This is a genomic window from Paraburkholderia translucens (assembly GCF_020881035.1).
In the GTDB taxonomy this organism is placed as follows: Bacteria; Pseudomonadota; Gammaproteobacteria; order Burkholderiales; family Burkholderiaceae; genus Paraburkholderia; species Paraburkholderia translucens.
The window spans coordinates 25,105-39,019 of record NZ_JAJITC010000014.1; the positions used below are offsets into that span (position 1 = coordinate 25,105).

Consider the following 13,915-nt stretch of genomic DNA (forward strand, 5'->3'; position numbering starts at 1 on the left):
TCTCTAGCCGAGCAGCAGCATGGCGAGCGGCAGCACCGGCAACAACGCGTCGATGCGATCGAGCACGCCGCCGTGCCCCGGCAACAGGCCGCTCGAGTCTTTGACGCCGGCCTGGCGCTTCATCATCGATTCGAACAGATCGCCAACCACGCTGAAGACCACCAGCAGGGTGAGCGCGAGCACGGTGCGCAGCGCGCCCAGTTGCGCCAGCAGCGCAGAATACAGGGTCGGCTCGAACGCGTGCAAAAAGACCGCCGCGGCCGCGACGATCATAACCAACAGCCAGCCGCCGATCGCGCCCTCCCAGGTTTTACCCGGACTGATTGCGGGTGCCAGCTTGTGCTTGCCAAACGCCTTTCCGGAGAAGTATGCGCCGATATCGGCGAGCCATACCAACAGCAGCAGCGACAGCACGAACGGCACACCTTGCACCCGGGCGGCGACGAGAGCATGCCAGCAAGCAATGAAAGCAACGATGCCGGCAAGGAAAAGAAAGGCGCGCCACGCGCCCTGTGCCAGTACGGGCTTGCGCAACAACACGAACGGACCGCCGATCACCCAGAAAATCGACGCCGCCTGAAAGAACGGCCGCGCATGCTCGGTGCCGATGCCCACGCGCGTGCTCGTGACAAGCCCGAGCGCCGCGACGAGCGCGTACAGCACCGGACCCGCGCCGCCGAGTTGCAGCAGCCGGGCCCACTCCCACGCGGCGAACACGACGACGAAAGCGATCAGCGCGCCGAACGCGCCGACCGGCGCGAACAGCGTGACTGGCAGGAGCACTGCCAGCAAGACGATCGCCGTGATGACACGGGTCTTTAGCATGGAAGCGAATCGACGTTCTGCGATTGCGGCTCGAGTTGAGCACTGGTGCGACCGAAGCGGCGTTCCCGCTCGGCGTACGAAGCGATGGCATGGCCGAGCGCGTCGGCGTCGAAATCCGGCCAGAACGTATCGGTGAAGTAGAACTCGGTGTAAGCGAGCTGCCAGAGCAGGAAGTTGCTGACGCGGCGTTCGCCGCCGGTGCGGATGAACAGGTCCGGTTCGGGCGCGTACGCCATCGACAGATGCTCGGCGAACGCGTCTTCGTTGACTTCGACCGGCTTGCCCGCCGCCGCCGACTGCTCGACGAGCTTGCGGGTGGCCTGCATGATGTCCCAGCGGCCGCCGTAGTTCGCGGCAATGGTCAGCGTGAGACGGGTATTGCGCGCGGTCTTGGTTTCCGCACGCTTGATCAGATCGCGGATCTTGGCGTCGAAACGCTCGAGATCGCCGACCACGCGCAGGCGGATGCCGTTCGCGTGCAGCTTGCCGATCTCGCGCTCGAGCGCGGTGACGAAGAGGCGCATCAGGAACGACACCTCCTCGTTCGGACGGCGCCAGTTCTCGGAACTGAAAGCGAACAGTGTCAGATATTCGACGCCCCGCCGCGCGCACGCCTCGACAGCCGCCCGCACCGCGTCGACGCCGCGCGTATGGCCCGCCACGCGGGGCAGACGCCGCTGCGTGGCCCAACGGCCGTTGCCATCCATGATGATCGCGATATGTCGCGGCACCGCGGCGACTTCGGGCACGCGCACGGTTGAGCTGGTATAGGTCATGGCCGTCGGGACAGTAATGCCAATAAAGAAGTGGAAATCAGAAGGTGCTGAGCCGAACGGCGTCAGACCGTCATGATCTCGGCTTCTTTCGTCGTGACGAGCTTGTCGATTTCGGCGACGAACTTGTCCGTCAACTTCTGGACGTCGTCACCGGCACGACGTTCGTCGTCTTCCGAGATTTCCTTGTCCTTGACGAGCTTCTTCAACTGCTCGTTGGCGTCGCGGCGCAGGTTGCGCACGGCGACCTTGGCCGTTTCGGCTTCGCTGCGCACGACCTTGGTCAGCTCGCGGCGACGCTCTTCGGTCAACGCCGGCATCGGCACGCGGATCACGTCGCCGTGCGTGGCCGGGTTCAGACCGAGGTCCGATTCGCGGATCGCCTTTTCGACGACCTGGACCATCTTCTTTTCCCACGGCTGCACGCCGATGGTGCGCGCGTCGATTAGCGTCAGGTTCGCGACCTGCGAAATTGGCACCGGCGAGCCGTAGTAGTCGCACTGGATATGATCGAGAAGCCCCGTGTGCGCACGGCCCGTACGGATCTTCGACAGGTCGTTCTTGAACGCGTCGATGGAACGCTGCATCTTCTGCTCAGCGCCCTTCCTGATATCAGCCACAGACATTTTTATACCTCCGAACCTTCAAAACGGTGCGAGCCGCCCGGCACGCGCGATGCCGCGGCCCGGGCTCGCGTCAAAGCCCACGTAATGTAAAAGACAGTTTACACGTGGACGAGGGTGCCCTCGTCATCACCTTGCACGATGCGCTTGAGCGCACCGGGTTTGACGATCGAAAACACGCGAATCGGCAGCTTCTGGTCGCGGCACAGCGCAAAAGCCGTTGCGTCCATCACCTGCAGATTGCGGCCGATTGCCTCGTCGAAGCTGATCGTCGAGTAGCGGGTCGCGTTCGGGTCCTTCTTCGGATCGGCCGAATAGACGCCGTCCACCTTGGTCGCCTTCAGCACCACTTCCGCACCGACTTCCGAGCCGCGCAGGGCCGCGGCCGTGTCGGTCGTGAAGAACGGGTTGCCGGTGCCGGCCGCGAAGATCACGACCTTGCCTTCCTCGAGTTGGCGGATCGCGCGCGGACGGATGTACGGCTCGACTACCTGATCCATGCGCAGCGCCGATTGCACGCGCGCTTCAATGCCGGCATGACGCATTGCGTCCTGCAATGCCAGCGCGTTCATCATCGTGGCGAGCATACCCATGTAGTCGGCCGTGGCGCGATCCATACCCGCCGCGCCGCCCGCGACGCCGCGGAAAATATTGCCGCCGCCGATCACCACGGCCAGCTGCGTTCCGAGACGGACCACTTCGGCCACATCCGCCACCATTCGTTCGATGGTCGCGCGATTGATGCCGAAGGCATCGTCGCCCATCAGAGCTTCACCGGAGAGTTTGAGCAGGACGCGTTTATAGGCAGTGGGCATAGGGGTATCCAGATCGCGCAGAACAGGGCAACAACAAGGGACTAATGTAGGGGTGAAATGCTGATTCGGGCAAGCGCCGCCAAATTGACGAACCCCGGGTCCACCAACGGCGGCCGCGCGGCGAGGGTCAACCCGTGCGCGGCCTTGCGACGCTGCCGAACGCGGCGAGGTCTTGCCTCGCCGCGGGTGCAACGGTACAGCGGTGAAGCTTAGGTAAAACTTATTGTTGCTTCGCAGCAGCGACCTGAGCGGCCACTTCCGCAGCGAAGTCGTCCTGCTTCTTCTCGATGCCTTCGCCGACCACGAACAGTGCGAACTTCTGCACGCTCGAGTTGGCTGCCTTCAGCATCTGCTCGATCGTCTGCTTGTCATTCTTAACGAACGTCTGGTTCAGCAGCGACACTTCCTTCAGGTACTTCTGCACGCTGCCGTCGACCATCTTCGCGACGATTTCAGCCGGCTTGCCCGATTCGGCGGCCTTCTGTTCAGCGATGCTGCGCTCCTTGGCGATCAGGTCCGCCGGAACGTCGTTCGACGACAGCGAAACCGGCTTCATGGCGGCGATGTGCATCGCCACGTCCTTGCCGACCTGCTCGTCAGCGCCGGTATACTCGACCAGCACGCCGATGCGGGTGCCGTGCAGATACGCCGCCAGCTTGTTCGCGGTCTCGAAGCGCACGAAACGGCGGATCGACATGTTTTCGCCGATCTTGCCGACCAGCGCGAGACGCACTGCGTCGACGGTCGAGCCGTCGAGCGGCAGAGCCGACAGCGCGGCGACGTCAGCCGGGTTTTGCGTCGCCACGAGTTCGGCGACCTTCTTCGAGAAGACGAGGAAGTCGTCGTTCTTCGAGACGAAGTCGGTTTCGCAGTTCAGCTCGACGAGCGAACCCGCGTTGCCGTCGATGAACGATGCGACGACGCCTTCAGCCGTCACACGCGATGCCGCCTTGCTCGCCTTGTTGCCGAGCTTCACACGCAGCAGCTCTTCAGCACGCGCCAGATCGCCGTCGGCTTCCGTCAGCGCCTTCTTGCATTCCATCATCGGCGCGTCGGTCTTCGCGCGCAGTTCTGCAACCATGCTTGCGGTAATTGCCGCCATCATTTGCTCCTTGGGTTCTGTCTGTCACACGCCGCCCGCACTTCGATGCCGGCGGCAGGAATTCGTTTCAGCGTTTTCGCGTATTTCTGCGGACGACGCGCCGCGCGCCGCCTCGATCACTCTGTCAGATGCCCGTTACAACATCTGCTACAGCTGTCGCGGCTTAAAAAAAGGGGGCCTATAGAAAGCCCCCTTTTTCGCCGGACACAGGGCCAGCCTTACGCTTCCGGGTTGACCTCGACGAACTCGTCGCTGTCGCCGCCACGTGCAGCCTGGACCACTTCGTTGACCGCGTTGGCACGGCCTTCGAGGATCGCGTCGGCCACGCCAGCCGCGTACAGGGCGACGGCCTTGCTGGCGTCGTCGTTACCCGGGATCACATAGTCCACACCTTCCGGCGAGTGGTTCGTATCGACCACGGCGATGACCGGAATGCCGAGCTTGTTCGCTTCGGTCACGGCAATCTTGTGGTAGCCGACGTCAACCACGAAGATCGCGTCCGGAATGCCGCCCATGTCCTTCACGCCGCCGATCGACTTCTGCAGCTTGGCCATTTCGCGTTCGAACAGCAGCGCTTCCTTCTTGCTCATACGCTCGGTTTCACCGGCTTCCAGCGCCGCTTCCATGTCCTTCAGGCGCTTGATCGAAACCTTCAGCGTCTTGAAGTTGGTCAGCATGCCGCCGAGCCAGCGTGCGTTGACGAACGGCATACCAGCGCGCTGCGCTTCCTGGGCGATCGTGTCGCGCGACTGACGCTTCGTACCGACGAACAGGATCGTGCCGCGGTTCGATGCCAGCTGACGCGCGTACTTCAGCGCGTCGTTGTACATCGGCAGCGTCTTTTCGAGGTTGATGATGTGAATCTTGTTGCGATGACCGAAAATGAAGGGGGCCATCTTCGGGTTCCAGAAGCGGGTCTGGTGACCGAAGTGGACACCTGCTTCCAGCATTTGACGCATCGTTACTGCCATGAAATTCTCCGCGAGGGTTGGGTCTTAAGCCGGCTGCCGCATCGACCACGCCCAGCCTCCATTTCGGCTGGAACGCGGCGACACCCTGAGTGCGCCGGCTTGCGAATCGGCTGCCTGACACTACTTTCCGCCTCGCGACCCAGGCAACCAGAGTGCCGCGAGAAGCCGTTCCGCCCCGCTCCCATGCGCGAATTTGCGACAAATTTGCTAATGCGCGAATAAAAGTGGACAAGGACCGACTTAGCCGAAGAGTATAGCACGCGACCACTTGCAGACTCAACCTGCCGCGCCTCCGGCCGATGGACAAGGGCACCGGATCGTACTACCAGGCTCGAAGTCCGGCTTTGCGCCCTCGGCCTGGTCAGTGAGCGGGTTTTGGTCGGGATCAGCCCATTGCCGCCCGATCCAGCGCAACGACGCGGCTCTCACTGCTGTAAAATGGCTCGATTCCGCTGTGCGCGCGAGATCGTCACGAATCGGCCGGCATTCCGTGCCTTTCCGACGCCCTCCGCCCGGCCACCGCAACACCCAGCAAGCCTTACACAGCAAGGCTTCCGAGGAAACCATGGCTATCACGATCAAAAACGAAGACGACATCGCGAAGATGCGCGTCGCCTGCCGGCTCGCGAGCGAGGTGCTCGACTACATCACGCCTTTCGTCAAAGCCGGCGTGACCACGGGCGAGCTCGACCGTCTGTGTCACGAGTACATGCTGAACAACCAGGGCACGGTTCCGGCGCCGCTCAATTATCAGCCGCCTGGCTACCCTCCCTATCCGAAAGCCACCTGCATCTCCGTCAACGACGTAATCTGCCACGGCATTCCGGGTGACAAGGCGCTGAAAAACGGCGACGCGTTGAACATCGACATCACCGTCATCAAGGACGGCTACTTCGGTGACACGAGCCGGATGTTCATCGTCGGCGATGGCTCGATCATGGCGAAACGCCTCGTGCAGGCCACCTTCGAGTGCATGTGGCTCGGTATCGACCAGGTGCGCCCCGGCGCGCATCTGGGCGATATCGGCTATGCGATTCAGAAACATGCCGAAGGCCTCGGCTACAGCGTGGTGCGCGAATATTGCGGCCACGGCATCGGCACCGTGTTCCACGAAGATCCGCAGATCCTGCACTACGGCCGCCCCGGCACCGGGCTCGAACTGCAGGCCGGCATGATCTTCACGATCGAGCCGATGATCAACGCCGGCCGCCGCGACATCCGCACCATGCCCGATCAATGGACGGTCAAAACCAAGGACCGCAGCTTGTCCGCGCAGTGGGAGCACACCGTGCTCGTCACGGAGACCGGCTACGACGTGCTGACCGTGTCGGCCGGCACGCCCGCGCGTCCGCCCGTGGTCGCGGCTACCGCCTGACCGATTCCGCCCTCACCGCCCGCCTGCCAATGAGTAGCGTTCCAGCCATCGCCCCCTCCCATGCCTCGTCGCTCAAGGCGGACTACAAAGTGGCCAAAGCCCAGTTGCTGGAACGCTTCCGAACGGCCACCAACGTCGACGCGTTGATGGCCGCCCTCGCGCGCGCCACCGACCATTCGTTGCGCGCCGCCTGGGACACCTGCGAGCTGCCCGACGACCTCGCGCTCGTTGCGGTCGGCGGCTACGGGCGTGGCGAACTCGCGCCGCATTCCGATATCGACATTCTGGTGCTGCTGCCCGACGCGCGGCTCGAGCATCTGGACGTGCGCATCGAGCGCTTCATCAGCCTTGCATGGGATTTGGGGCTGGAGCTCGGCAGCAGTGTGCGCAGCGTATCGCAATGCATCGAGGAGGCGGCCAACGACGTCACGGTGCGCACCTCGCTGCTCGAAGCGCGCCGTATCACCGGCAGCGCCGCGCTGTTCGACGATTTCGCCCAGCGCTACCGTGCTGCGCTCGACCCGAAGGCGTTCTTCCAGGCGAAAGTGCTCGAAATGCGCCAGCGTCACGCGAAGTTTCAGGACACGCCCTACGCGCTCGAACCGAACGTCAAGGAAAGCCCGGGCGGGCTGCGCGATCTGCAACTGATCCTGTGGATCACGCAGGCGGCCGGCTTCGGCAGCAGCTGGCGCGAGCTCGAAGCGCGCGAACTCATCACCGAGCGCGAGGCGCGTGAGCTGCGCCACAACGAAGGCTTCCTGAAGTCGCTGCGCGCTCGGCTGCACGTGCTCGCTGGCCGTCGCCAGGACATCCTGGTGTTCGACCTGCAGACGCCGCTCGCGGAAAGTTTTGGTTTCAAGCCGACCGCGACCAAGCGCGCGAGCGAACAGCTGATGCGCCGCTACTACTGGGCCGCGAAAGCGGTCACCCAGCTCGCGACGATCCTCATCCAGAATATCGAGGCGCAGCTGTTTCCGAGCACGAGCGGCATTACGCGCGTGTTGTCGGAACGCTTCGTCGAGAAACAGGGCATGTTAGAAATCGCGTCGGACGATGTGTTCCAGCGCGAGCCGAACGCGATCCTCGAAGCCTTCCTGCTCTACGAACGCACCCCCGGCGTGAAGGGCCTGTCGGCGCGCACGCTGCGCGCGATCTACAACGCGCGCGACGTGATGGACCAGCACTGGCGGCGCGATCCGGAAAACCGCCGGCTCTTCATGGAAATCCTGAAGCAGCCGGCCGGAATCACGCATGCGTTCCGGCTGATGAACCAGACGAGCGTGCTCGGGCGATATCTGCTGAATTTCCGGCGCATCGTCGGGCAAATGCAGCACGACCTGTATCACGTGTACACGGTCGATCAGCACATCCTGATGGTGCTGCGCAATCTGCGCCGCTTCACGATCGCCGAGCACGCGCACGAATACCCATTCTGCAGCCAACTGATCGCGAACTTCGACCGGCCGTGGGTGCTGTACGTGGCCGCACTGTTTCACGACATCGCGAAGGGCCGCGGCGGCGATCATTCCACGCTGGGCATGGCTGACGCGCGGCGCTTCTGCCGTCAGCACGGCATCGAAGGCGAGGATGGCGATCTGGTCGTGTGGCTCGTGCAGCAGCATCTGACGATGAGCCAGGTCGCGCAAAAGCAGGACACGAGCGACCCCGAAGTGATCAAACGCTTTGCCGAGCTGGTCGGCACCGAGCGCCGCCTGACCGCACTTTACCTGCTGACGGTCGCCGACATTCGCGGTACGAGCCCGAAGGTCTGGAACACGTGGAAAGGCAAGCTGCTCGAGGACCTGTACCGCACCACGCTCGCCGTGCTCGGCGGCGCGCAGCCGGACGAGCATTCGGAACTGAAGTCGCGCCAGGAAGAAGCGCTCGCGCTGCTGCGTCTCGAAACGGTGCCGGAAGGCGCGCAACGGGCGCTGTGGGACCAGCTCGACGTCGGTTACTTCCTGCGCCACGACGCGGCGGACATCGCGTGGCAGACGCGCGTGCTGTACCGTCACGTCGAAACGGCCACGCCGCTCGTGCGCGCGCGGCCGTCACCGATCGGCGAGGCGCTGCAGGTGCTCGTCTACGTGAAGGACCAGCCCGATCTGTTCGCCGGCATCTGCGCGTATTTCGATCGCAACGGCCTGTCGGTCCTCGATGCGCGCGTCAGCACGACGCGCCACGGCTACGCGCTCGACAACTTCCTCGTCGCGCACACGGAAGAGGACGTGCACTATCGCGACATCGTCAATCTGGTCGAGCAGGAGCTGACCGCGCGGCTCGCGGGCCACGGCACGTTGCTGCCGGGACCGTCGAAGGGCCGGCTGTCGCGCCTGTCACGCACCTTTCCGATCACGCCGCGCGTCGACCTGCGGGCCGACGAGCGCGGCCAATACTACATCCTGTCCGTGTCGGCAAACGACCGGCCGGGCCTTCTTTATTCGATCGCGCGCGTGCTGGCCGAGCACCGGGTCGGCGTCGCCTCGGCGCGGATCAATACGCTCGGCGAACGCGTCGAGGACGTCTTCCTGCTAGAAGGACACGGTCTGTCCGACAACCGCCTGCAAATCCAGGTCGAAACGGAACTGCTGCGCGCGATCGCAGTGTGAGATTTCATGCGAATCAAATTAACAGCGAAGCATCCGCGGCCGGCGTCGTCCGAACGCGCCCCAGTCCGCCCCGGCAGCGCGTCGGCGCGAAAGCCGACCCCTCCGGCACGGCCGAAGCCCTTTGCAGCCGAGGGCGGCGCCAAGCGCGAACGCGCGGCAGCGGCAGGCGGCGGCGCGAAGCCGGCGGGCGCGCGGGCGCCGCGCCGAACCGAAGGAGGCGCCGATCGGGGCGAGCGTGCTGAACGCGCGCCGCGTCGTTACGAAGGCAGCGCAGAGCGTGGCGAACGCGCACCGCGGCGCGAGTCTGGTGAGCGGGCTGAACGTGCGCCGCGCCGGTTTGAAGGCAGCGCGGAGCGCGGTGAACGCGCACCGCGGCGCGAATTCGGCGAGCGGGCTGAACGTGCGCCGCGCCGGTTTGAGGGTGCGGGCGAGCGCGAACGCGCGCCACGACGTTTCGAAGGCAGTGCAGAGCGTGGCGAACGCGCACCGCGCCGGTTCGAGGGTGCAGGCGAGCGCGAACGCGCGCCACGTCGTTTCGAAGGCAGTGCAGAGCGTGGCGAACGCGCACCGCGCCGGTTTGAAGGTGCGGCCGAGCGCGAACGCGCACCGCGCAGGTTCGAAGGCCATACGGAACGCGGCGATCGCGCGCCGCGCAGTTTTGGTGAGCGTGCGCCGCGTCGCGACGACGGCGAACGCCGCCCGTTCAGCGGCCCGCGCCCCGGCGCAGGCCGTCCGACGGAAGGCGCGCGAAGCGACCATCCGGTGCGCCGCGAGCGCGATGCCGCCGATCGTCCCCGCTTCGGCGGCGATCGCGATGCGTCGCAGCAGCGTCGCGGCGGTGATCGAGGCGCACGCGGCGACAACGCGCCGCGCCGCTTCGAAGGTGAGCGAGGCGGGCGAGGCTTCGCGAAACAGGTAAAAGGCGGCTACGGCGAACGTACCGAGCGTCCTGCGCGCACAACCCGCGACGAACGTGGCGAGCGTGGCACACGCGGTGACTGGACACCGGGCCGGCGCGAGTCCGGCGAACGCGCCGCACGCGGCAGCGAACGCCCCGAGCGTCGGGAGCGCCCCGCACGGAGCTTCGACGATACGCTGCCAGCCGCGGCGCGCCGCTTCGGCGACGAGCGTCCGGCCCGCGCTGCCAAGCCGCGCGCCGCGGCGTCGACGGCAGCGCAGTCCCACGAGGCATCCGCCGACACCGCCCGCCCGCCCCACCGCGATCGCGAAGACGCACCGGGCATGCTGCGACTGTCGAAGCTGATGTCCAAGCTCGGCTTGTGCTCGCGCCGCGAGGCCGATGAATGGATCGAGAAAGGCTGGGTCATGGTCGACGGCGAGCGAGTCGATACGCTCGGCACGAAGGTGTTCCCGGATCAACGCATCGACATCGATCCGGCTGCTGAAGCTTATCAGTCGAGCCAGGTGACCGTGATCGTCCACAAGCCGGTCGGCCTCGTGTCGGGCCAGGCGGAGGACGGCTATCAACCGGCCATCACGCTCGTCACACCGGAGAATCGCTGGGAAGGCGACCGCTCGGGCATTCGCTTCTCGGCGTCGCATCTGCGCCAGCTCGCGCCGGCCGGGCGTCTCGACATCGATTCGACGGGCCTGCTCGTGCTGACGCAAGACGGCCGCATCGCAAAGCAACTGATCGGCGGTCACTCCGACGTGGATAAGGAGTATCTGGTGCGCGTCGCATACGGCGAGTACACGGTCGACGTCGAAAGCCACTTCCCGGCTGAGAAACTCGCGCTGCTGCGCCACGGCCTGTCACTCGACGACGTCGCGCTGAAACCCGCGCAGGTCAGCTGGCAGAACGGCGAGCAGTTACGTTTCGTGCTGCGCGAAGGCAAGAAGCGCCAGATTCGCCGCATGTGCGAGCTGGTCGGTCTCGAAGTGGTGGGCTTGAAGCGCGTGCGCATGGGCCAGGTGATGCTCGGCGCGCTGCCGCCGGGGCAGTGGCGCTACCTGTCGGAAGACGAGTCGTTCTGAGGTCCGTGTCCACTGCGCCTGGCCGCTGAAAGCAGGCGCATCGGGACGACAAAAAGCCCACGCAAAATGGCGTGGGCTTTTTTTTGCGAAAGCCGTGTCAGTCGTCGCTATTCGGATCGAGATCCGGAAACAGGACCTCGGTAAAGCCGAACTTCGAGAAATCGGTGATCCGCATCGGATACAGCTTGCCGATCAGATGATCGCACTCGTGCTGCACGACGCGCGCATGAAAGCCCTCGGCGACCCGGTCGATCGGATTGCCGAACTGATCGAAGCCGTGATACCGGATCATCGAAAACCGGCTCACCACGCCGCGCAGCCCCGGCACCGACAGGCACCCCTCCCAGCTCTCCTCCATGTCCTGAGACACTGGCGTGACGGTCGGATTGATCAGCACCGTTTCCGGCACCGGCGGTGCGTCCGGATAGCGCTCGTTCGACCCGAAGCCGAAGATCACCACCTGCAGGTCGACGCCGATCTGCGGCGCGGCAAGGCCCGCGCCGTTCGCGGCGTGCATGGTCTCGAACATGTCCGCCACGAGCCGGTGCAGTTCGGGGGTGTCGAAGTGATCGACCGGTTCGGCGATTCGCAAGAGGCGCGGATCGCCCATCTTCAGAATGTCGTGAATCATGAATGCCCCTCCAGGAGCTTGCGCATACCATCTTCGTCGAGTACGGGGATGCCGAGTTCCTCGGCCTTCGCGAGCTTGCTGCCCGCGTCGGCGCCCGCCACCACGTAACTGGTTTTCTTCGACACCGATCCCGCCACCTTCGCGCCGGCCGCTTCGAGCATTTCCTTGGCCTCCTCGCGCGACAGGTTGGGCAGCGTGCCGGTCAGCACGACCGTCTGGCCGGCCAGTGCGCCCTGCGGCGCCTTCGGCGCGGGCGGCCCTTCGGACCAGGCGACCTTGCCCGGCGCGCGCAACTGCTCGATCACCGTGCGGTTGTGGTCCTCGGCGAAGAACTGGTGGATCGATTCGGCGACCACCGGCCCCACGTCGTTGACTTCGAGCAGCTCCTCCAGCGACGCATCCATGATCGGATCGAGCGAGCCGAAGTGCTTGGCGAGATCCTTCGCGGTCGATTCGCCGACATGGCGAATCCCCAGCGCGTAAATGAAGCGCGCAAGCGTCGTGTGCTTGGCTTTTTCGAGTGAGTCCAGCAGGTTCTGTGCCGACTTTTCGGCGAAGCGGTCGAGCTCGGCAAGCGTCGCAAAGCCGAGATTGAACAGATCGGCCGGCGTGCGCACCAGGTTCTGCTCGACCAGTTGATCGATGATCTTTTCGCCAAGACCATCGATATCGAGCGCGCGCCGTTGGGCAAAGTGCCATAGCGCCTGCTTGCGCTGCGCCGGGCAGAAGAGCCCGCCCGTGCAGCGCGCGACCGCTTCGTCGGGCAGCCGCTCGATCGCCGAACCGCACACCGGGCACTGCGTCGGCATCACGAACTCGCGCGCGTCGGCCGGACGACGCTCGACGAGCGCGCCGACCACCTCGGGAATCACGTCGCCGGCGCGCCGCACGATCACGGTGTCGCCGATGCGGATATCCTTGCGGCGCACTTCGTCCTCATTGTGCAAGGTCGCGTTGGTGACCGTCGCGCCGCCGACGAACACCGGCTCGAGCCGCGCGACCGGCGTGATCGCGCCGGTTCGGCCAACCTGCACGTCGATCGCGACGAGCTTCGTCAGCGCTTCCTGGGCGGGGAACTTGTGCGCGAGCGCGAAGCGCGGCGCGCGCGACACGAAGCCGAGCGTGTCCTGCTCGTCGCGCCGGTTGACCTTGTAGACCACGCCGTCGATGTCGTACGGCAGCCTGTCGCGCTTCTCGCCGACCGCGTGGAAAAAACCGAGCAGGCCTTGGGCGCCCTGCACGACCGCGCGCTCGCCGTTGACCGGCAGGCCCATCTCCTTGTACCAGTCGAGCAGTTCGCTATGGGTGGCCGGCATCTCGATGCCTTCGAGCACGCCAATGCCATACGCGAAAAACGACAGAGGCCGCTGCGCGGTGATCTTCGAGTCGAGTTGCCGCAAGCTGCCCGCCGCCGCGTTGCGCGGGTTGGCGAATTCGCGTTGCCCCGCGGCGCGCTGGCGTTCGTTCAGGCGCTCGAAATCGCGCTTGAACATCAGCACTTCGCCGCGCACGTCGAGCACGTGCGGCACGCGCTTGCCCTTCAGCTTCAGCGGAATCGAGCGGATCGTGCGGACGTTTGCGGTGACGTTCTCGCCGGTCGTGCCGTCTCCGCGCGTGGAGGCCTGCACGAACTCGCCGTCGACGTAGCGCAGCGAGATCGCGAGGCCGTCGAATTTGAGCTCGGCCGCGTAATCGACGGGCACGGGCTCGCTGCCGTTCTTGCCGAGCGCGTCGCCGATCCGCTTGTCGAACGCCACGATGTCTTCATCGGAAAAGCCGTTGTTCAGCGACAGCATCGGCTGATCGTGCACCACCGGCTCGAACCCGCTCGCCGCCTCGCCGCCGACGCGCTGCGTCGGCGAGTCCGGCACGATCAGGTCCGGATGCTCGGCCTCGATCCGCTCCAGCTCCTTGAACAGCTTGTCGTACTCGGCGTCCGGCAACTCCGGCTGATCGAGCACGTAGTACGCGTAGTTCGCGCGTTCGAGTTCCGCGCGCAGCCACGCGGCCCGCTCGGCCGGAGCGCTGATTGCAGAAGAAGGGACGGGGGATCGGGCCATGCTGTCGGAAGCTTCTCGATGTGAAAGTCGGACATCGGATTATCGCAGGAAGCGTGCCCCTTTACATCGCCGAATAGGGCATGCGCCGTGCTGCAGCGCAAGCCGGAGACGACGACGGCCGCACATCATGCGGCCG

The 13,915-nt window shown here is 65.1% G+C and carries 11 protein-coding genes; 3 read left to right on the forward strand and 8 right to left on the reverse strand.

What is annotated here, in order from left to right; all coding sequences use genetic code 11:
* Nucleotides 1-3: 3 nt before the first annotated feature.
* The 6 genes from LJ655_RS22895 to rpsB form a co-directional block, all read right to left on the reverse strand.
* On the reverse strand, nt 4-825 hold the full coding sequence (locus tag LJ655_RS22895; protein WP_230563503.1) for a phosphatidate cytidylyltransferase: 822 nt from the start codon (nt 823-825) through the stop codon (nt 4-6).
* Entirely contained in the window at nt 819-1,601 is a 783-nt protein-coding gene (uppS, locus tag LJ655_RS22900) for a polyprenyl diphosphate synthase (protein ID WP_230563504.1), read from the reverse strand. The genes LJ655_RS22895 and uppS overlap by 7 nt, the downstream gene beginning before the upstream one ends.
* 62 nt (nt 1,602-1,663) lie before the next feature.
* Nucleotides 1,664-2,224, reverse strand: coding sequence for a ribosome recycling factor (gene frr, locus LJ655_RS22905; protein ID WP_013089702.1), 561 nt, complete (start codon nt 2,222-2,224; stop codon nt 1,664-1,666).
* Nucleotides 2,225-2,322: 98 nt separating this feature from the next.
* The gene (gene pyrH / locus LJ655_RS22910; RefSeq protein WP_230563505.1) at nt 2,323-3,036 is read right to left on the reverse strand and encodes a UMP kinase; all 714 of its coding nucleotides are present in this window, start codon (nt 3,034-3,036) and stop codon (nt 2,323-2,325) included.
* 220 nt (nt 3,037-3,256) lie between these two features.
* Nucleotides 3,257-4,138, reverse strand: coding sequence for a translation elongation factor Ts (tsf, locus tag LJ655_RS22915; RefSeq protein ID WP_230563506.1), 882 nt, complete (start codon nt 4,136-4,138; stop codon nt 3,257-3,259).
* A gap of 218 nt (nt 4,139-4,356) precedes the next feature.
* Complete coding sequence (gene rpsB, locus LJ655_RS22920) at nt 4,357-5,109, reverse strand: 30S ribosomal protein S2 (RefSeq protein ID WP_008920792.1); 753 nt, start codon at nt 5,107-5,109, stop codon at nt 4,357-4,359.
* Between the two features lie 490 nt (nt 5,110-5,599).
* Between rpsB and map the strand changes: the two genes are divergently transcribed.
* Genes map through LJ655_RS30405 form a run of 3 tightly spaced genes read left to right on the forward strand, consistent with a single transcriptional unit; the run spans nt 5,600 to nt 11,088 of the window.
* Nucleotides 5,600-6,484, forward strand: a complete 885-nt coding sequence (gene map, locus LJ655_RS22925) for a type I methionyl aminopeptidase (RefSeq protein WP_329959727.1) — start codon at nt 5,600-5,602, stop codon at nt 6,482-6,484.
* A 29-nt stretch (nt 6,485-6,513) separates the two neighbouring features.
* Complete coding sequence (locus tag LJ655_RS22930; RefSeq protein WP_230563508.1) at nt 6,514-9,093, forward strand: [protein-PII] uridylyltransferase; 2,580 nt, start codon at nt 6,514-6,516, stop codon at nt 9,091-9,093.
* A gap of 6 nt (nt 9,094-9,099) precedes the next feature.
* A complete protein-coding gene (locus tag LJ655_RS30405) occupies nt 9,100-11,088 on the forward strand; it encodes a pseudouridine synthase (protein WP_230563509.1) in 1,989 nt (662 codons plus the stop codon).
* Nucleotides 11,089-11,185: 97 nt separating this feature from the next.
* Here LJ655_RS30405 and def read toward each other — a convergent pair whose 3' ends face one another.
* A complete protein-coding gene (gene def, locus LJ655_RS22940) occupies nt 11,186-11,719 on the reverse strand; it encodes a peptide deformylase (RefSeq protein WP_230563510.1) in 534 nt (177 codons plus the stop codon).
* Nucleotides 11,716-13,779 carry an NAD-dependent DNA ligase LigA gene (gene ligA, locus LJ655_RS22945; protein WP_230563511.1) on the reverse strand — a complete coding sequence of 688 codons (2,064 nt, stop codon included), beginning with the start codon at nt 13,777-13,779 and terminating at the stop codon, nt 11,716-11,718. Before ligA ends, def begins: the two co-directional genes overlap by 4 nt.
* Nucleotides 13,780-13,915: the final 136 nt, after the last annotated feature.